Below are 18,279 nucleotides of genomic sequence, written 5' to 3'. Positions count from 1 at the left end.
TATTAGGCACGCCGCCAGCGTTCACTCTGAGCCAGGATCAAACTCTCCATATTAAATTACCTAAATCATAAAGATATTAGGATTTTATTATGAAGTTTTTAATCAAAAAACTTTAATTTTATTAATTAGTTTTATCTCTTATCTACTTTCCAGGGAAAGCCTGATAAAAGATTGGCTCAATCGATCACTTGTTTAGATTTCAAAGATTGACTAATTAGTTTAACAGTGTTAATTTAAAAAACATAATTTAAGAGCTAGTTTCAAAAACTCTCAAAAATTAGAGAATTGTTTATTTAACTCAAAATTAAAACTTACGATATTAAAAGAAAAGGCTTTATTAACATGAAAGTTAAAGGTGGTTTCTCAATTCGTGAGCTCGAATTATACAAGCAATATGCTTAAAAGAAGCTGAAGGAAAGGAGGGGTGTAAAAAATTTTAGAGATTTTTTGTTGGTGGTTCTATCAAATTTTATTTTGCAGTAATTTACCTTAATATATAGGCAAAAACAAAATTCATTTAGCGGACGAAGCAGTAAATTTAGCGCTATCGTCCGCTAAAAATAAAGCAAATTTAATTCGCCATCAGGCTCATTATAAATTCTTTGAGCGAAATTTTATCGTTTACGAGCAGATCATCGCTACCGACATCATGCTTAAATTTCGCGCTCATATACTCGCCCTCTTTGGCAAAAAGCGAATTTACGCGCTCCTCAAAAGGCTTGATGCCATCCATCATCTGGTTAAAGTCGCTATCGGCCATTAGCCCCTTATACGCGCTTAAAAACTCCGTTATAGACGCGGCTTGCACCTTTATCTCGCCGTCAAATTTGACCGCTTTTAGCGCCGTTTGGATATCTACGTCGTCATGCAGCGTTTTGCTTTCCGCGCCAAGGTCCGACGCATCGGCTACGGCGTTAATTTTAAGCTCCTTGCCGTTTGGGTTTTTAAAGCTAAAATTTTTAACCTCCATCACGTAGTTTTTACTCATCAAAATCTTATAAAGGGTCGCCTCTTTAGGATCGCTCACGTACATCGCCATCGCTTCTTTGTTTACGTTTTTCTCGTTTAGGCTCAAATTTAGCTGCGTGAGCACCTTTTTGCCATCCACGTCAAGCGCGCCCAAACTAGCGTCGGTAATCGTATCAAGAAGATTTGCGTCTGCATTTTGCTTTATCTGTGCTAGAAACGACATACCCGTAATGCCGACCGATTTTGGAAAATCATAACCCTTAGCGCTGTTAAAGCTCATTTTATCGGCCTTCACCCCGATTTTAGCTATATTTTCATAGGCAGTTTGTATGTTTATAAACGAGATGAGATCGTCAAAGCTCTTAAAGTCGTTAAGCTCGATGAGCGCGGAGGCGTTTTCTATATCAACCTTATCCACGCCGTCCGTATCGCCGCCGCCGATTTTACCGACGCCGATTTCTAGGGATTTTATCTTATTTTCTTTGATTTGTGCCTTCGCAAAAGGCTTTGAGATTACGAAGTTAGAGTCATCTTCATTTGTTTTGATATCGGCCAAATTTAAGGTCACGTCGCGGGTTTTATCAAATTTTATCAGCGCATCGATACCCGAAAACTCGTCCGTGCCGAAAATTTTCTTTAGATATAGCGCGGCTTCGGGCGTTAGCGCTTTGACGTCGCTATGAGCCTTAAAGCCGCTAAACAGCTCGGCAAATCCGTGTTTTAGCGTCGTTTTGGCTTCAAATTTGATCGGATCGTTGCCGTCGGTGAGCTCGAGTTTTAGCACTGCGCACGAGCTAAACAGCCCTTTGTCGTAGTCGTTTTCTACCGCGTTTGCTTTTATATTAAAAAATCCAAGCTTGAGTGTCTCGCTAGTTAGCCTCGCCACGCCCCTATCGTAGGACTCCTTAGCCTTAGACGAGCCGTAAAACGCGACTCCAAAAACTGCGATCAAAACGACTGCGAGCGCAAATATAATCTTTTTCATTTTTTTCCTTGATTTTAAATTTTACTTCGTCGCCGCAATGAGCTCGATCTCGACTAGGCCGCCTTTTGGCAGCGTTTTAACGGCGATCGTACTTCTAGCCGGATACGGCTCGCTAAAAAATTTAGCGTAAATTTCATTTACTGCCGTAAAATCCTCGATGTTAGCTAGAAAAATCGTCGTTTTTACCGCGTTTTCAAAGCTAAGCCCAGCCTGCGCCAAAATCGCTTTTAAATTTAGCATCGATTGCTCAGCTTGAGCCCTCACGTCCTCGCCCGCAAATTTACCCTCCGGCGTAACGCCCAGCTGCCCCGAAATAAACAAAAATCCGTTTGCCTCGATCGCCTGCGAATACGGTCCGATCGCCTGTGGAGCGTCTTTTGTAGAGATAACCTTTTTCATTTTCGTCCTTTGTAAAATTTGGGCGAATATTACCCAATTTACAGCCAAAAAAGCAAATTTCGCTATAATTTCCCGCAAGAAAGGCACGAAAAATATGAAAATAACCCTTGCGCCAAACGAATTTTTAGATGATTACGTTCTTGGCTGCGAATTTGCGCGAAATGCTGAAATTTCGGGCAATGCGTATCTGTTTTGGAGCGGCGCGATCTGCGCTAAATTTGAAAACTCACGCATCGTTTTTCTGCATAAAAAATGCATTCCCGCGCGTTTTCGCGAGGTCGCCGCGCGCTGCAGCGATCTAGCAGGACTCGTGCTTACGTCGGCGTTTTGTTCGTTTACTACTCTAGCGCCCTCACATCTCGTCGCCAAAAACGGTTCCAAACTCTACCCGCTTTTTGATCTGCGCGAAATTTGCGGGATCAAATTTATAAATTTAAAGAAATTTTACGACGACTTCGGACTTGATTACGACTACAGAATTTACATCGAAAAGTGCTCGTTTTTCTCGCCCGAACCGCTTGAAAAGCGCATAAAGCTAACCGAAACGATGTGCCTGGGATATTATTAAACCGCGTAAATTTAGGCTTTTTGGCTTGCAAATTTAGCTAAATTCGGCCGTAAAACCCGGCTCAAATTTAATCCGCGCCGAATAAAACCGGATTTTAATCAAAATCTACTGCGCCGCGCGGAAAAAATCGATAAATTTAAGGCTAAATTTATCGATTTTCCTATTTTATTGCGTTTTGCTTATCTTCTTCGGTTACGGACGTGAGCTTAGAAAGCCGCCTGCCAAGGAAGTTTTTCACGTCATCAACGATAGAATAAACCGTCGGCACGAAAACGAGGCTAAGTAGCGTAGAGGCCGCCAGCCCGCAGATCACGGCTACCGACATCGTCGCACGAAAAGCCGCTCCCGAGCCGCTAGCAAACACCGCGGGCGCCATGCCCGCGATCATAGCTATCGTAGTCATCACGATAGGTCGCGCACGCTCAGCGCCAGAGCTTAACAAAGCCTGCCTGACGCCGCTTCCGCGCAGGCGCTTTTCGATGACGAAATCAACGAGCAAGATAGAGTTTTTACCCACGATAGCCATGAGCATCAAGATACCGATGACGGCGGATAGATCAAGCGCGCCGCCGTAAAGCAGCAGACCTCCGGCCGCCCCGCCGATAGAGAGCGGAAGCGCAATAAATATCGTCGCAGGCTGCAAAAAATCGCGAAAAAGTACGATCAAAACCAGCAAAAACATCGTCACGCCAAAGCCAAGCGCGATACTAAACTGCTCAAACATCTCGCTCATATACTCGCTATCGCCGTACTCGGGCGAGGAGATGCCTTTTGGCAAATTTTGCATCGCGGGCAAGGCATGAATTTGCCCCAAAACTTCGCCTATGGTAAATCCAGGTTGCAAATCGGCCTCGACTGCGATCTTGCGACGCTTATCAAACCTCTCTATGCTAGCAGCGCCCTGCGAATACGAGATTTGGGCTACGCTTGAGAGCGGCACAGCCGTCCCTGTCGCGCTTTGGACGTAAATTTTACGCAAAACTTCAAGATCGTTTCTAGCGCTCTCCTCTAGGCTAACGCGGATAGGTACTTGGCGATCAGGTAGGTCAAATTTTGCCGACGCCGCGTCCGTGTCGCCTACGGTAGCGATACGCAAAGCTTCGCCAACGGTCTGATGGCTCACGCCCAGCCTTGCGGCCTCTTTTTTGATTAAATTTATGCGGATTTCCGGCTTTTGCAGCGGTTCGTTTACTTGAGCGTTTTTTACGCCCGCAACTCCGCTCATTTGAGATTTTATCAGCGCGGCGGTTTTAGAGAGCGCGTTCGCGTCGTCGCCTGCTAGGATTACCGAGATATCGCGCGCAGCCATCTCGTTAGCGAAGGCAAATCTCATATCGCTAAATTTAGCCAGCTCTTCTCGCAGCTCGTCTTCAAACTCCTTTTGCGTAACAGCGCGCTGCTTGTGCGGTTTTAGCGTGATTAGCAGCTCGCCCTTGTGCGTTTCGCCGCCGCCTCCGGCTATAGCAAAAACGGACTGCACGGCCTGGTTTTGCTTAACGACGCGGGTTAAATTTAGCAGCCTCTCATCGGTCTGCTCTAGCGTAGAGCCGGGAGCTAGCGTGATATTTACGCTGCTTCTACCCGAGTCACTTTGAGGCAAAAACCCCGTTGGCAAAAGCGGAATTAACGCAAAAGATCCCAGTAGCAGCAAAAAGCCGATAAAAAGCGTAAATTTACGGTGATCTAGCGTGAAATTTAGCAAATTTAGATAAGCCGCCTTTAACTTGCTCGCTTCGCGCCCCTCTTTGGCCTCGGGTTTTAGGACGTAGGCCGCTAGTAGCGGAGTGGCTAAGCGCGCTACTAAAAGCGAAGCCAAAACCGCCGCCGCGACGGTTATGCCAAACTGCCTAAAATACTGCCCGATGCCTCCGCCGATAAAGCTAACGGGCAAAAATATCGCCACTATCGTTAGCGTAATGGCAACCACTGCAAAGCCGATATCATCGGCCGCGTCGATGGCGGCCTGATAGGGGCGTTTGCCTAGAGCTAGGTGTTTTTTGATATTTTCTATCTCCACGATCGCGTCGTCTACGAGTATGCCGATAACTAGCATGAGAGCCAGCAGCGTGATGCCGTTTAGCGTATAGTCCAGCAGATAAAGCGCCGCAAACGTCGGCAAGATCGAAAGAGGCAGCGACACGGCCGCCACCAGAGTCGCTCTCGCGTCTCGCAAGAAAACAAACACGACCAAAACCGTCAATATCGCGCCCTCGGCTAGCATCCAGATCGTTTGGTCGTAGCTTTGCTTAGTCTCGTTCGCCGAGGTGTATATCTCATCTATCTTTACTTCTGCATGCTCTGCGGCAAATTTAGCCAGCTCATCCTTGATCTTTTGCATCACGATCGTATCGCTGGCGCCTTTTGAGCGCGAGACGCTAAATCCCGCCGTCTCCAGCCCGTCCATCCTAGAGCGCGATCTAGGTTCGGCGTGCGAGTCCTCTACGCGAGCGATATCGCCCAGACGGACGCTACCGCCGCCCTCTAGTCGGATGGGGGTATCTGCTAGCTCCTCAACGCTCTTTGCGCCGCCTGTTACGCGCAGGCTATTTTCCGCACCGTCTAAAACCGTCCTACCCGCGGGCAAATCGGCGTTATTTTGCGCGAGCTGTTTGTTAATATAAGCAGCGTCTATCTTTAGCGAGCTAAGCGCGGCGGGATCTAAAAGCACTCTGATCTCGCGTGTAACACCGCCTAGACGCTTTACCTGCTGTACGCCCGGGATCGCTAGCAGCCGCCTTTTTATCTCGTTATCTATCAGGTGCGATATCTCGCTTTGGTCCAAATTTGCGCTTCCTATAGAATAAAACGCCAGCGCGCCGCCCTCGACGTCCACGCGCTCTACTATCGGCGTATCGATACCGGCGGGTAGTTCGTCTCTGATCTGCGAGATAGCGTTTCGCACGTCGTTTACGGCTCTATCGACGTCCGTCTCGATAGCAAACTCCACTGTGGTAGCCGAGCTACCCTCGGAGATCGTAGAGCTAACGTGCCTCACGTCCGCCAACCCGCTCACGGCGTCCTCGATGCGCCTAGTAGTCGAGCTTTCCAGCTGCGTAGGCGACGCGCCCGCCTGCGTGACCGTGACGCTAACGATAGGGAAATTTACGTTTGGGTTTGCGTTTATCGGTAGGCGCAGAAACGACGCTACGCCGCCTAAGCTAAGCGCGATAAAAAGCACGATAATCGGAACGGGATGGCGAATCGCCCAAGACGAAATTTTCACTCCACACTCCTTTGCGCCGCTTCGCCGTCATTTACCAGTGAGGCGGCTTTTAGCGCGACCTCATCGTCCTTGCTGACACCTGAAATCACCTGAACTAGCCCGTTTGCTCTAAGTCCGGTTTGGATTTTTCGCTTCTGCGCCTTGCCGTCTTTTATTAGCGTCGCAAACGCGCCCTCGTCCGTAAACGAAACAGCCTGCGCAGGCAGTGCTAACGCGCTAAATTCGGGCAGATCGATGACGACTTTAGCATATGAACCGATAAATTTCGCCTCGCCGTCTAGCGAAATTTTGACCTTGCCTAGGCGTGAGCTTGTATCCACGCTCACGGGCACTAGCCGCACTTTGCCTTTCACAGCCTCTTTTACGCCGTAAATTTGAGCCGTCGCGCCCATACCGACTTTTATCTGCGCTAGCTCGGCTGCGTCCGCGTCCGCAGATAGCTCGATGACGCCGTCTTTTGCGATGTTAAACAAAGCCTCGCCGCTAGTTAACGCGCCGATTTGGGCTTTTTTGGCCGTTACGACGCCGCTAACGGGCGCTATCACGCTAGCCTTTGCCAGCTGGTCTTTAGCTTCCGCGATCTGCGCGTCTATCTGCGAAATTTGGGCTTTCGCAGAGTTTAGATTCGCTCTGGCGCTTGCTTCTTTCGCGTTTGCTTGTTCGAGTTCTTGCGAGCTGATCGCCTTTTTTGCGGCCAAGTCTTTAGCCCTCTTTAGCGCTGAGCTAGCCTCGCTAAAAGCAGCCTTGGTGGAGTTTAAATTTTGCTTTGCGGCCTCGAGAGCGGCGGTTTGCTGGTCAAATTTCGCTTTTACGCCGGCACCATCTAGTAGGGCCAAAATTTGCCCCTTTTGCACGTTTTCGCCGACTTCGACTAAAATCTCGGAGATTTGTTGTCCTTGCAGCGCCGAGCCTACGGCAACATCGTCTTTAGCCACCAGCTCGCCGTGTAAATTTAGCTTTGGATTAAATTTTTGGACCTTGGGCGATACGACCGTGAGCTTTATCGCTTCGCCGTTTTGATTTTGCTTAGCGTCCGGATTTTGTCTATCTTGACAAACGCTTTGCTCGCTAGCGTCAGTGTCTTCTTTTACGCCCGCTTGAGCAGTTTGTTGCTCGGCCGTATTTTTCTCTGCTTGCGACACTGCTTCCTGTGTCGATTTATTTTCCTGCGCAGCTGCGACGAAAATCAGCGCGAACGATAAAAAATACGCCTTTAAAAATTTACCGAGTTTCATAAATTTCCTTTGATATTAGTCTTAAAATTTACTATATTAGCAAAATTTAGGACTAAAAGTCAATCCAAAAACCTTGAAAATATTTTGGGATTTTACTAAAATTCACCCAATATAAAAAAGGGAGAAACAATATACAACTTCGACGAGCTGGGCAAAAAAATCGGCGATATCGACAAACGCATAGATATGCTGATTGCTAAAACTGGGCTTAGCTACAGCGAATTTGCAGTGCTTTATACACTCGCAAAAGACGGCCGTTCGACGCAAAAAAAGATCGGCCAAGAGTGGCTCATACCCAAGCAAACGGTCTTTAACGTCTGCAAGGATTTTCGCCAAAAAGGACTAGTGCAGATAGGCGAGCAAAGCGCGGATAAAAGGGAGCGCGCGATGAGTCTCACGCAAAAAGGGCACGACGTAGCAGACCCCATAGTGCGCGCTAGCGATGAGCTGGGCGAGCGGGTATTTGCTAGGCTCGGCGAAAAAAATGCCGAGAAGCTATTTTTGTTGCTGACGCGCTTTTGCGAGATTTGCGACAAAGAGATCGAAAATACGCCTGATATCAAAACGGAAATCTAAGCTTGCCTATATCTAATCAAGTTGTTTTTGTCGTATATTTTTGCCAGAGGCTAGCAAACGCAAATCGAAGCTAACGGCAACCGCACGCAAAATACGCTAGCCGAAACACTATACGCCAACGACATTCCCGGCTCTTCCTAAATTTACCTACTCGCTCGCCGTTTTTCGTACTCGACGACTTAAATTCGAGTTTCAAACACACGCTTTAGAGCTCAAATTTCACAAATTTGCATTGTAAATTTATCGAAAAGTCGTCTTGCCAAATTTGCTGCTTAAATTTACTCGGCGACGCCTCAAATGCGGTTCAAAAGACCAAGTCGATTTGCCACAAATGCCTGCCAATTTATCTTTACATACGCACCTTAAATTTAGCATTTACAACCCATAAAATCGTCGCAATGTACCTCAAAAAACACGAGTAAATTTGGCCCGCTAGATTTTGATGCGTCGAGTAAAGTAGTTTAGAGCCGTATCTACGTGTCGACTTCCGCTGCCCACTCAAACAAAATTCGCCGAGTCGTATCGCTCAAATGCCGCCGCCCTAACGACGACGATCGTCAAATTTATCCTCAAACGGTAAATTTAATTTTCGTAACATTTTATAAATTTATTTACGTTTTTACTCATGTATCGTAAATTTTTGTAGCTTAAATTTTAAAATTAATCAAAAAGTATAATACAAAACTCTATAATCGGTAAATTTAAAACCGAAAGGAGAAAAAATGAAACTATTTTCAGCTCTGGCTCTATGCACGGCGATGATGATCAGCGCGCAGGCAGCGGAAAAATACAAAATCAAGCTCGCCTCCACCTACGAGAGCAACGTACCCGTGCTAGGCGACGCTCCTAAGAAATTTAAAGAGCTCGTGGAAAAGATGAGCGACGGCCGTATCGAGGTTCGCGTCGACTATCCGTCCAAGCACAAGGCGGCGTTTGCGCTGCTTGATATGGTCAAAAGCGCCCAGTACGACGCGGCTTTTACCGCTAGCTACTTTTATAAGGGTAAGGACGCCAAGCTCATGCTCTTTACGACGGTGCCCTTTGGCATGAACAAGGCCGAGCAGGACGCATGGTACGCGTACGGCGGCGGCAAGGAGCTCGCGCAAAAGGTCTTTAACGAGTACGGCATCGTGACCTTTCACGGCGGAAATTTTGGCATGCAAATGGGCGGCTGGTTTAAAAAAGAGATCAAGAGCACGGACGATCTAAAGGGGCTAAAACTGCGCATGACCGGGCTTGGCGGCGAGATAATGGCAAAACTGGGAGTCAATATAAACACGATCCCGATCGGCGAGCTATACATGGCGATGGAGATGAACACGATCGACGCCGTCGAGTGGGTCTGCCCTGCGATCGATATAAATTTCGGATTTCAAAAGGTGGCTAAATTTTACTACACGGGCTGGCAGGAGCCCGCGAGCGAAAATGAATTTTACATCAACAAAAAGCTCTGGGACAAGCTACCGGCCGACCTCCAAGCTATCGTAGAAACCGCAACCAAGGCTGTAGCGGCCGATGTTTATGAGTCGGCGGTCTATCAAAACTCGCTAGTCCTTGATAAAATCAAAAGCGAGCATCCGGACGTGAAAATCGCTTCGTTTCCGCCAGAGGTCATCGCCGCGCTGCGCAAAGCCACGGACGAGATCCTAGACGAACTTTCGGCAAAAGACGCGACGTTTAAGGAGATTTTGGACTCGCAAAAGGCCTTTATGAAAAAGGCTAGAGCCTGGACACAGATCTCCGAAAACAGCTACATAAACAGCACCACAGAGTAACCTCTGCTAAAATTAACGAGCCGTCCGAGTAAATTTGACGGCTCGAAGTCCAATGTAAATTTGCGCTCTAAATTTTATCAGCGCGGTATCGTTTAAATTTGACGAGAAAATGCGCCAAAGCAGACTGCCGTTACTTGCATATCTTAAACTTCTCAAATTTTAACCCAAATAGTGTCAAAATCACTCAAACACCTAAATTTAAAGGAAAGCCATGAAAAATGTGTCTAAATTTTGCCTTTTGGCGGTGATTTTTTGCGGTATTGGCGGCGCAAATCTAAGCGCACAAACGATGAAAGCCGCGCTAATGGAAAAAGCGGTAAACGAATTTTACGAAACAAACTACGGCAACGGCGAAATACAGCCTATCACCTCAGAGTAGCTGACTCCCGAGCTTGACGGGCTCATTTACGATCAGTTCGGCTCCGCGCTCGGACGTCTGAGCGGTGTAGAACACGTATCGTCGGATTTAGATGCCGATCCTTTTATAGATGCACAGGATATTGACGAGCTCAAAAACTTTAGCGCAAAAGCTGTTTCGGAAAACGAAGTGCGAGTAAAATTTGAGCTATTCGGCGAAAAACGCGATATAACTTTGCGCCTAATTTGCGACAAAGATTGCCTGATCGACGACGTAAAGCTTAGCGACGGAGACTCGTTAAAAGCTAAGATTAAGAAATCTCTAAAAGCGGCGTATCCGAGCAATTACGACAAAATTTTTAAAGACTAAGCATAAAATTTGAGAATTTTTGCGCCGTTTGGTTTCAAATCTGCCCATAAAGAGCGGCGCGTAGAGTAAGGCGCGAGCTAGCGATAACTCGCGCCGATAAATTTATATTTTTTTATACGGAGCTTGCCCTGCTTCGTAGAAGTTATTGCCCTCGCTATCTATCGCTACGATAGCCGGGAAATCCTCGACCGTAAGCCTTGCGACCGCCTCTGGACCAAGCTCAGGGTAGGCTAGCACTTCGTATTTTTTGATACTTTGGCTAATCAGTGCGCCAGCACCACCGATAGCGACCATATAGACGCAGCCTGATTTTTTCATCGCTTCGACGACGGCCTCAGAGCGGTAGCCCTTGCCGATCATGCCGTTGATGCCTACTTCGTTTATCATCGTCGGAGTGTATTTGTCCATGCGTCCGCTAGTTGTCGGCCCCGCAGCGCCTATGACGTCGCCAGGTTTTGCTGGGCTTGGTCCTAGATAGTAGATCGTCTCGCCGGCTAAATTTACAGGCAATGCCTCGCCGCGAGCCAAAGTCTCGGTTAGCGCCTTGTGCGCGGCGTCGCGAGCTGCGATGATGGTGCCGCTTATTAGCACGTTGTCGCCAGCTTTTAGGCTTTTTACGACATCTTTATCAAACGGCGCGGTTATCTTTTTTACTTCTGACATCTTTTCTCCTTAAATTTCAGCTTCGGCGTGGCGAGCAGCGTGGCAGTTGATGTTGATAGCGACCGGCAGGCCCGCGATGTGGGTCGGATACCACTCGATGTTTACTTTTACCGCGGTCGTGTCGCCGCCTAGTCCTTGCGGTCCGACGCCCGTTTTACAGGCGAGCTCTAGTAGTTCCTCTTCTAGTTTGGCGTATCTAGGATCGGGGTTTTTGCTGTCTGCGGCGCGAGCGGCTGCGTATTTTGCCATTAGCGCGGCCTTATCCATCGTGCCGCCTATGCCCACGCCGATTACCATCGGAGGACAGGCGTTTGGACCCGCTAGCTTAACGGTGTCTAAAAATACCTTTTTCACGCCCTCTAGGCCGTCTGCGGGCACTAGCATCTTTAGAGCCGATTTGTTCTCGCTACCAAAGCCCTTTGGAGCGACTTTTATATGGATTTTATCGCCCCTTACTATCCTTACGTTTATGACGGCAGGGGTGTTGTTTGTCGTGTTTTTACGCTCAAAGATCGGGTCGTTTACGACTGATTTGCGCAGGTAGCCGCCCACGTAGCCGTCTTTTACGCCCTCGTTTATCGCGTCCTCTAAAAATCCGCCCTCGATATGCACGTCTTGACCGATATCGACGAACACGACCGCCATGCCCGTGTCTTGGCAGATCGGCGCGACGCGCTTCTGCGCTAGATCGGCGTTTTGGAGTACCTTGCCTAGGATGTCTTTTCCTATCGGCGAACTCTCGTTTTCTCTAGCTTTTTCAAAAGCCGCTCTCATATCGGGCGTCACGACGTAACAGGCCTCTTTGCAAAGCTCGCTGACGGTTTTGGAGATTAATTCCGCTTGAACTACTCTCATCTGTCCTCCTGTGTTAAATTTATTTTATAAATTTCAAAATATAAAATTTAATTTTTATCTCTTATTAAATTTCGCGAAGTTTATCAAAATAAGCTAAAAAGTTAGATTAAATTTGTGGATTTTGAGAGAGTTTGAGAGAAAAATCGGCGTAAATTTAGCGAGGCAAATTTAAATTTATGCTTCACGTAAATTTAAAAATTTAGCCTAGCTAAAACTGACGGCAAACTTTAACGGCGATCCCGCAAGACTCGGCCAAACGGCAGCAAATTTAGAGCAGATGCCGCAACTCAAATTTGACGAAACGGCTTAAATTTGAGCTGATTTACGAACAAGGCGGAGTCTTTCAAATTTAGATCGGTTAAATTTGAGAAGCCGTTTGCGCGCCTAAAATTTCAAAAGCCAAATCCGCCCTCAAATTTACGACCGAATTTACGCCCCGCTCGCAAAAGCAAGGTGCAAATTTACTCAGTCCTCGTCCTCTTTTTGCTCGAATTTTCTGCGCACCTTGACGCTAGAGATGCTAGCGCCGTCCATCTTGCGCACCTCGTAGTAGCAGTTTTCGTCCTCGATCTTGTCGCCCACGACCGGCAAGCGACCGATGAGATTAAAGACGTATCCGCCGATCGTTAGCTCCTCGGTCTCATCGGCAAAGCTAATCCCCATCAGTTCCTCGACGCTTTCAAGGTCAAAGCGTCCCTGAAACTCGTAGATATTTTCGTTGATTTTTTTGTAGTGCGGGTCGGCGTCGTCGTGCTCGTCGTTAAAGTCGCCTAGGATCTCTTCCATTATATCTTCCATCGTAAGAAGCCCCGCCGTGCCGCCGTATTCATCCACGACGAGAGCGGCTGAGATTTGCTGTTTGTTCATCATCACGAGGATTTTAGATATCGAGAGGTTTTCGGGCACGATGACGAATTTTCGCACGATGCTGTCAAATTCGCGCTTTTTGTTACCCAGATCGATTTGCAAGATATCTCTGATGTGGATCATGCCTAGTATTGCGTCCTTACTACCGTCGATGTACGGATAGCGCGTGTATTTGGAGTCAAAGATCACTTTGATATTTTCTTCGTAGCTTTTTTGCTTATTTATGCAGACCATATCGCGGCGCGGAGTCATTATTTCTTTAGCCACCGTGTCGGAGAAATCGACCGCATTTTTGATGATCTCGGTCTCAAAGCTATCTAAAACGCCGCCCTTTAGGCTCTCGCCCACGATGATTTTTATTTCCTCTTCGGAGTGGGCTAGCTCGCTCTCTTTGGCGGGCTTGATGCCTAAAATTTTAAGAGAAACGCCAGCTAGAAAATCAAAAGTCTTGATAAGCGGCGAGAAAACAACCCAAAATACATGTAGCGGACGCGCGATGGCGAGGACCGCTTTTTCAGATTTTGCGATGGCGACGGACTTTGGCACTAGCTCGCCTAGTACCACGTGCATGAGCGTGATCAGCGTAAATGCGATCGCAAACGCGACGGTGTGGACTAAAATATCATTTAGATTAAAGTATGTTTTTAGCGGCTCCTCGATCAGTCTAGCGACCGCGGGTTCGCCGATCCAGCCAAGAGCTAGCGAGCTTAGCGTGATGCCTAGCTGCGTGGCGGAGAGGTATGTGTCGAGATTGTTTGACATATCAAGCGCGGTTTTTGCGTTTGGCACTTTGTCCTTAGCAAGCTCTTCTAGGCGAGTCTTGCGGACTTTGACGATGGAAAATTCTGATAAGACGAAAAAAGCGTTTAGAAATACGAAGAAAAACGCGAGAGCGATCATAAAAAGCGAGTCGGCGCTACTGGGGTGCAATTAAAATCCTTAAAAAATTAAAATGAAATGCAACGATTATAGCAGAAAATCGGGAATTTTAAACTGAAAGCGCATTTTTGCCGCCTCTAGCGCGAGCGAGCGCCGCGGAGGCTATTTTTGCCGCGTTTTGGCGCTTTTGGCCGCGTGCGTGCCTTGCTTTCGGCTTAAATTTGGGTGCAAATTTAAGCTCCGCGCTAAACTTGTAATACAAATATTGCTTATATTATGCGCCGTTTGGCTCAAATTTGCGGAATTTATTTAAATTTGAGTCCAAATTTGACGCGCCAAGACCCGCACTGCAAAAATGCTAGCAGTTAAATTTATAAAATTTAGGCCAAGCTTGCGCCGTCAAATTTGCCCGCCGAATTTATAAATGCAAAAATCCTAAAACTGCGGTTTGCCGCCGTTTGCCTTCGCGCCGTTTACGAAGTCGATCGCTATTTTCTGGCAGGCTTTTTTGTCCTTTTTCTCAAGGCACAGCGTCTCAAGCTCCTCGCGGCTCATGCCTTTGTAATCAGCCACCGTTTTGGTCGTGCCGCCCATATAAAGCCACGCAAGAAACCCCAAAATAAACAGGATAAAAATTAGTCTCGCCACGCCCGCTCCTTTGCAAATTTATTTTAATGATACAGCGGCCGGGGTTAAATTTAGCTTGATTTTGCGCTAAATTTGACGAGATGCGGCACTCAAATTTAAAAAACAGTCTCGCGGTAAAAATCGCCGCAAAACCCGGTAAAACGATGGCCACGGCGTTGGTAAATTTTACGCCGATCTCGCTAAATTATTTTACCTTCTTGCCGTTTTTATAGCTTGCGAAAATTTCGCTCGTACCGTCCTTTTTAAACGCGATCACATCATAGTCCTCGACGATGCCGCCCTGCTCCATGCCGGGGCTTCCCAGCGGCATGCCGGGTACCGAGATGCCCACGACGTCAGAGGGTTTAGCGCTCAAAAGCGCCTTTATTTCTTCAGCCGGCACGTGCCCCTCGATAGCGTAACCTCCGACTATACCGGTGTGGCAGCTAGATAGCTCCGGCGGAACGCCGTATTTGTTTTTCGTTTCGATTATCGCGTTCGTTTTGTGTTCTACGATTTCAAAGCCGTTTTTTTTCATTATCTCGCCCCACTTTCCGCAACAACCGCAGTCCGGGCTTTTATAAACTTCGATCGTCTCGCCTCCCAGAGCCGCTGACGCAAGCGCCGTAAGTAGCGCAAATCCCAAAATAGTCTTTTTCATTTTCATCCTTTGTAAAAAATTCGCCGGATTTTAACGTAATACGCATAACAGTAATCTAACGCGCATAAATTTAGCCTGGTTTTGCTATACTTTGCGACTAAATCTCAAATTTAAAGGCAAATAGATGTTTTCGTCGTTTTTCGCGAATAAAAAATGGGCCGCGTGGGCGTATTTCGGGCTCGCGGCACTGCTAATTTCGACCTACGCTCAAGTACAGATGATAGTGCTTCTAAACAACTGGTACAAGGACTTTTACGATATTTTGCAAAACGTCAAAGATCACACGATAGACGACTTTTGGACTTGCGTGCTCAGATTTGCCAAGATCGCCTTCCCATACGTCCTGCTTGCGACGATGACGAACTATTTTACGCGCCTTTGGACGTTTAAGTGGCGCGAGGCGATGACGTTTGATTACATAAAATACTGGCGAAACGTCAAAACCGACATCGAAGGCAGCTCGCAACGTATCCAAGAGGATATCTATCGCTTTGCTAAAGTGGTGGAAAATTTGGGCTCGCAAGTAGCCGACGCCGTGATGACGCTCATCGCATTTATACCGATACTTTGGGCGCTTAGCGGGCAGGTCGATATACCGCTACTGGGCAAAAGCGAAGGCTCGCTCGTGTGGATCGCGCTAACGGTTAGTATCGGAGGACTCGCAATCTCGTGGTTCGTGGGTATCAAGCTACCGGGCCTTGAGTACAACAATCAAAAAGTCGAAGCCGCATTTAGAAAAGAGCTCGTATACGCCGAGGACGACAAGGCAAACTACGGCGCGCCCGAGAAACTCGAAGGGTTATTTCACGATCTAAAACGAAATTATTACAGGCTATTTTTACACTACGGATACTTTGATATCTGGAGATATATGTTCGGTCAAAGCATGGTCATCGTCCCACTCATCGCGATGGGCCCTAGCGTTCTCGCGGGCACTATAACCCTGGGCGTGATGATGCAAGTCGTAAATGCCTTTAGCCAAGTGCGCGGATCGCTTGCGGTGTTTATGAACAACTGGACGGTCATCACGGAGCTGCGCTCTATCCATAAAAGACTTAAGGAATTTGAGAAAAATATCGAGTATAAGCGCGTTAAGCTGGATGAAAATTTACAAAGCGAGCCAGCGTAAATCAGGCTCTTTTAAATTTGGCTTTTGCTTGCGCGGCGACTCGGGTTTATTTGGCTCGCGCTCGCGCCGGCGACCGCTCAAATTTAGCTTTGACTCGTACGTAAATTTGAGTGGCTAACTCGGCTGCAAATTCGGCAAATTTGACGAACTTTTAGCTTTATTTAAATTTGATGCACGCCAAATTTGACAGCTCGCAAGAAGCAGTTAAATTTGAGCTTGCATAGTCGCGGCCGAGCCGTCTAAAGCGGACTCAGGCACGAAAATTTGCAAATTTAACCCACACAAATTTAACGCAGATCCGTTAAAATCACCAAAAACAAAGTCCAAATTTATACCGTCAAATTTCCAAAACGCAAATTTACCCGCCATTTCTTTACAAATTTGACGTCGTTAAGCCAAATTTAAACGCTTATTTACGAATTTATAGCTGTTTTAGAGGTATAATCGCCAAAATCTCGCAAAGGATGAAAAAATGACGATAAGAAAAATTATTTTGCTCGCCATGTTTACCGCGACGATGCTAACGGGCTGCTTCACTAGCTCGACTAGCGGCGGCGCACTAGGCGAAAACAGACGCCAGATGTTTTTAGTCGGCGAACAGGAGATGAACGAGGCTGCAGCCAAAGCCTACGTAGAGACCCTTAGCGGCGCGCGCAAAAAAGGCGCGCTAAACATCGATCCCGTGATGACAAAAAGAGTGCAAGACGTTGCCAAGCGCCTGATCGCGCAGGTCGGAGCATTTAGAGAGGACGCGCTCAAGTGGAAATGGGAAGTAAACGTCATCGACGAAAATACGATAAACGCGTGGTGTATGCCGGGCGGCCGTATCGTCGTGTATAGCGGCATCATCAAAAACCTATCGCTCACAAACGGCGAGCTAGCGGCGGTTATGGGACACGAGATCGCGCACGCATTGCGCGAGCATAGCCGCGAGCAGGCTAGCTCCGATATGCTCAAAAACGTCGGAATTTTCGCCGTTTCGCAAGCTGCGGGACTAGGCGATCTAGCTACCGGTGCCATAAATATGGCCGCTCAGTACACCATCTCGCTACCGTTTTCTCGCTCTCACGAGCGCGAGGCCGACCACATCGGCACGGAGCTCATGGCGCGCGCGGGCTACGATCCTAAAGAGGCGGTAAACGTCTGGGTAAAAATGTCCAAAAAAAGCGGCGGTAGCGTGCCGGAGATACTAAGCACCCACCCCTCAAACGAGAGCCGTATAGCCGATCTGCGCGAGGTTGCGGCAAAGCTAGAGCCGGTATATCTGCAAGCCAAAAAGTAAAATTTAGCTAGCGTAACGGCTCTTTAAACGCTTGCGGCTAGCCGTTTGAGGCGGCCGTGCGGGCGTTTTATATATTTTGCAAGGCGGATAGAGGAGTGCAACAAGCTCAGATAATGTCCGCCGCATGTTAAAAATTTAAACTCTTATTTCAAATTTGCCGCCGAATTTTTGATTTGTTACGAAGGCGGCAAATTTATTTTTACTTATGATTTTTGCTTGAGTCTTTTTTGGTCGTCAAATTTTCTAGTAATTTTATAAATTTACGTCGAATTTGCCCGTGCATGCCGATAGTTGGCGTTAAATTTACGATCGCTATCCGTGCCAAATTTGCTTTATGCGATTTTGCTTTTCGAAAAACTCCTCGTAAAAGTCGCTGCGTCTGCGAAAATTTGACGCGATCACTTTATTTTGCCGTGCCGCTTTTTGAGTGATGTCGCATGGGCGATTTTTTCTTTGCTGTTCTAGCCAAATTTAACAATCCGTACCGAATTTATAGTATATTTACGCCGTTAAGCGCCATAAATATATCGCTAACCAATCTCCCGCATCGCATCAAGCCGATTTAAAAATATCTCTACCTTGCGTAACTGCGCCGCATCTAGCGCCCTGCTCGAGTAAAAATACTCCACGCTGTTGCCGTTTAGATAGTAAATTTTACCGCAGTTTTTACTATCCGCTTTCGCGTCGAATTTACCCGCCAGTGGCGAATAATCCTCGCCGCAAGCAAGCCTTAGCCCTCCTCCCAGCTCGCTTGCAAGGCGGTTTAGCGTGCCGTCGATACCGTCGATGATGCGCACGTGCGGCGGCAAAATTTCGCGCAAAACGTCCTTAAAATAGTTAAAATGCGTGCAACCAAGCA

Annotated in this window: 17 protein-coding genes and 1 pseudogene; 7 read left to right on the top strand and 11 right to left on the bottom strand. The window is 47.4% G+C overall.

Features of this window, described 5'->3' with window-relative positions:
• Positions 1–571: 571 nt before the first annotated feature.
• Positions 572–1,954, bottom strand: coding sequence for a DUF945 family protein (locus tag Q0546_RS07595; RefSeq protein WP_298791891.1), 1,383 nt, complete (start codon positions 1,952–1,954; stop codon positions 572–574).
• Between the two features lie 21 nt (positions 1,955–1,975).
• Positions 1,976–2,353 (bottom strand): RidA family protein, encoded by a 378-nt coding sequence (locus Q0546_RS07590; RefSeq protein ID WP_298791889.1) that lies wholly within the window; start codon positions 2,351–2,353, stop codon positions 1,976–1,978.
• A 94-nt stretch (positions 2,354–2,447) separates the two neighbouring features.
• Here Q0546_RS07590 and Q0546_RS07585 point away from each other — a divergent pair, with 94 nt between their 5' ends.
• Positions 2,448–2,921: a cysteine permease gene (locus tag Q0546_RS07585; RefSeq protein ID WP_298791887.1), complete on the top strand. Its 474-nt coding sequence runs from the start codon at positions 2,448–2,450 to the stop codon at positions 2,919–2,921.
• A 160-nt stretch (positions 2,922–3,081) separates the two neighbouring features.
• On the opposite strand, the gene Q0546_RS07580 is transcribed toward Q0546_RS07585, so the two are convergent.
• Positions 3,082–6,144, bottom strand: coding sequence for an efflux RND transporter permease subunit (locus Q0546_RS07580; protein ID WP_298791885.1), 3,063 nt, complete (start codon positions 6,142–6,144; stop codon positions 3,082–3,084).
• Positions 6,141–7,379, bottom strand: a complete 1,239-nt coding sequence (locus Q0546_RS07575) for an efflux RND transporter periplasmic adaptor subunit (protein ID WP_298791883.1) — start codon at positions 7,377–7,379, stop codon at positions 6,141–6,143. Before Q0546_RS07575 ends, Q0546_RS07580 begins: the two co-directional genes overlap by 4 nt.
• 186 nt (positions 7,380–7,565) lie before the next feature.
• Here Q0546_RS07575 and Q0546_RS07570 point away from each other — a divergent pair, with 186 nt between their 5' ends.
• The 4 genes from Q0546_RS07570 (at position 7,566) to Q0546_RS07555 (ending at position 10,457) form a co-directional block, all read left to right on the top strand.
• Complete coding sequence (locus Q0546_RS07570) at positions 7,566–7,955, top strand: MarR family winged helix-turn-helix transcriptional regulator (protein WP_298791881.1); 390 nt, start codon at positions 7,566–7,568, stop codon at positions 7,953–7,955.
• 722 nt (positions 7,956–8,677) lie between these two features.
• Positions 8,678–9,730, top strand: coding sequence for a TRAP transporter substrate-binding protein DctP (gene dctP, locus Q0546_RS07565; RefSeq protein WP_298791880.1), 1,053 nt, complete (start codon positions 8,678–8,680; stop codon positions 9,728–9,730).
• Between the two features lie 211 nt (positions 9,731–9,941).
• A complete protein-coding gene (locus Q0546_RS07560; protein ID WP_298791878.1) occupies positions 9,942–10,109 on the top strand; it encodes a hypothetical protein in 168 nt (55 codons plus the stop codon).
• Between the two features lie 168 nt (positions 10,110–10,277).
• Positions 10,278–10,457, top strand: coding sequence for a hypothetical protein (locus Q0546_RS07555; protein WP_298791876.1), 180 nt, complete (start codon positions 10,278–10,280; stop codon positions 10,455–10,457).
• Positions 10,458–10,559: 102 nt separating this feature from the next.
• Here Q0546_RS07555 and Q0546_RS07550 read toward each other — a convergent pair whose 3' ends face one another.
• The 5 genes from Q0546_RS07550 to Q0546_RS07530 form a co-directional block, all read right to left on the bottom strand.
• On the bottom strand, positions 10,560–11,120 hold the full coding sequence (locus Q0546_RS07550) for a Fe-S-containing hydro-lyase (protein WP_298085258.1): 561 nt from the start codon (positions 11,118–11,120) through the stop codon (positions 10,560–10,562).
• Between the two features lie 9 nt (positions 11,121–11,129).
• Complete coding sequence (locus Q0546_RS07545) at positions 11,130–11,975, bottom strand: fumarate hydratase (RefSeq protein WP_002946981.1); 846 nt, start codon at positions 11,973–11,975, stop codon at positions 11,130–11,132.
• Between the two features lie 465 nt (positions 11,976–12,440).
• Complete coding sequence (locus Q0546_RS07540) at positions 12,441–13,772, bottom strand: hemolysin family protein (RefSeq protein ID WP_298791872.1); 1,332 nt, start codon at positions 13,770–13,772, stop codon at positions 12,441–12,443.
• Between the two features lie 384 nt (positions 13,773–14,156).
• Positions 14,157–14,369, bottom strand: coding sequence for a hypothetical protein (locus Q0546_RS07535; protein ID WP_298791870.1), 213 nt, complete (start codon positions 14,367–14,369; stop codon positions 14,157–14,159).
• A gap of 184 nt (positions 14,370–14,553) precedes the next feature.
• Positions 14,554–15,009: a DUF411 domain-containing protein gene (locus Q0546_RS07530; protein WP_298791868.1), complete on the bottom strand. Its 456-nt coding sequence runs from the start codon at positions 15,007–15,009 to the stop codon at positions 14,554–14,556.
• Positions 15,010–15,133: 124 nt separating this feature from the next.
• Between Q0546_RS07530 and Q0546_RS07525 the strand changes: the two genes are divergently transcribed.
• A complete protein-coding gene (locus Q0546_RS07525; protein ID WP_298791866.1) occupies positions 15,134–16,138 on the top strand; it encodes a putative transporter in 1,005 nt (334 codons plus the stop codon).
• Between the two features lie 204 nt (positions 16,139–16,342).
• Here the strand turns inward: Q0546_RS07525 and Q0546_RS07520 are convergent, their stop codons facing one another.
• Positions 16,343–16,507, bottom strand: coding sequence for a hypothetical protein (locus Q0546_RS07520; protein WP_298791864.1), 165 nt, complete (start codon positions 16,505–16,507; stop codon positions 16,343–16,345).
• Positions 16,508–16,610: 103 nt separating this feature from the next.
• Here Q0546_RS07520 and Q0546_RS07515 point away from each other — a divergent pair, with 103 nt between their 5' ends.
• A complete protein-coding gene (locus Q0546_RS07515) occupies positions 16,611–17,420 on the top strand; it encodes a M48 family metallopeptidase (protein ID WP_298791862.1) in 810 nt (269 codons plus the stop codon).
• Positions 17,421–17,950: 530 nt separating this feature from the next.
• On the opposite strand, the pseudogene Q0546_RS07510 reads toward Q0546_RS07515, so the two are convergent.
• Positions 17,951–18,279, bottom strand: a pseudogene (locus tag Q0546_RS07510) (glutamate racemase); the annotation flags it as partial.

The organism is uncultured Campylobacter sp. (genome assembly GCF_937997465.1).
GTDB lineage: Bacteria > Campylobacterota > Campylobacteria > Campylobacterales > Campylobacteraceae > Campylobacter_A.
Note: the sequence above shows the minus strand (reverse complement) of the source record. Positions and strands in the feature narration are given on the sequence as shown.

What these genes read in the sequence shown, in the direction of transcription:
- Q0546_RS07575 (WP_298791883.1), bottom strand. Translation starts at nt 7,379, where the DNA reads ATGAAACTCGGTAAATTTTTAAAGGCGTATTTTTTATCGTTCGCGCTG.
- Q0546_RS07590 (WP_298791889.1), bottom strand. Translation starts at nt 2,353, where the DNA reads ATGAAAAAGGTTATCTCTACAAAAGACGCTCCACAGGCGATCGGACCG.
- Q0546_RS07530 (WP_298791868.1), bottom strand. Translation starts at nt 15,009, where the DNA reads ATGAAAAAGACTATTTTGGGATTTGCGCTACTTACGGCGCTTGCGTCA.
- Q0546_RS07550 (WP_298085258.1), bottom strand. Translation starts at nt 11,120, where the DNA reads ATGTCAGAAGTAAAAAAGATAACCGCGCCGTTTGATAAAGATGTCGTA.
- Q0546_RS07515 (WP_298791862.1), top strand. Translation starts at nt 16,611, where the DNA reads ATGACGATAAGAAAAATTATTTTGCTCGCCATGTTTACCGCGACGATG.
- Q0546_RS07585 (WP_298791887.1), top strand. Translation starts at nt 2,448, where the DNA reads ATGAAAATAACCCTTGCGCCAAACGAATTTTTAGATGATTACGTTCTT.
- Q0546_RS07595 (WP_298791891.1), bottom strand. Translation starts at nt 1,954, where the DNA reads ATGAAAAAGATTATATTTGCGCTCGCAGTCGTTTTGATCGCAGTTTTT.
- Q0546_RS07545 (WP_002946981.1), bottom strand. Translation starts at nt 11,975, where the DNA reads ATGAGAGTAGTTCAAGCGGAATTAATCTCCAAAACCGTCAGCGAGCTT.
- Q0546_RS07525 (WP_298791866.1), top strand. Translation starts at nt 15,134, where the DNA reads ATGTTTTCGTCGTTTTTCGCGAATAAAAAATGGGCCGCGTGGGCGTAT.
- Q0546_RS07560 (WP_298791878.1), top strand. Translation starts at nt 9,942, where the DNA reads ATGAAAAATGTGTCTAAATTTTGCCTTTTGGCGGTGATTTTTTGCGGT.
- dctP (WP_298791880.1), top strand. Translation starts at nt 8,678, where the DNA reads ATGAAACTATTTTCAGCTCTGGCTCTATGCACGGCGATGATGATCAGC.
- Q0546_RS07570 (WP_298791881.1), top strand. Translation starts at nt 7,566, where the DNA reads ATGCTGATTGCTAAAACTGGGCTTAGCTACAGCGAATTTGCAGTGCTT.
- Q0546_RS07520 (WP_298791864.1), bottom strand. Translation starts at nt 16,507, where the DNA reads ATGGCGGGTAAATTTGCGTTTTGGAAATTTGACGGTATAAATTTGGAC.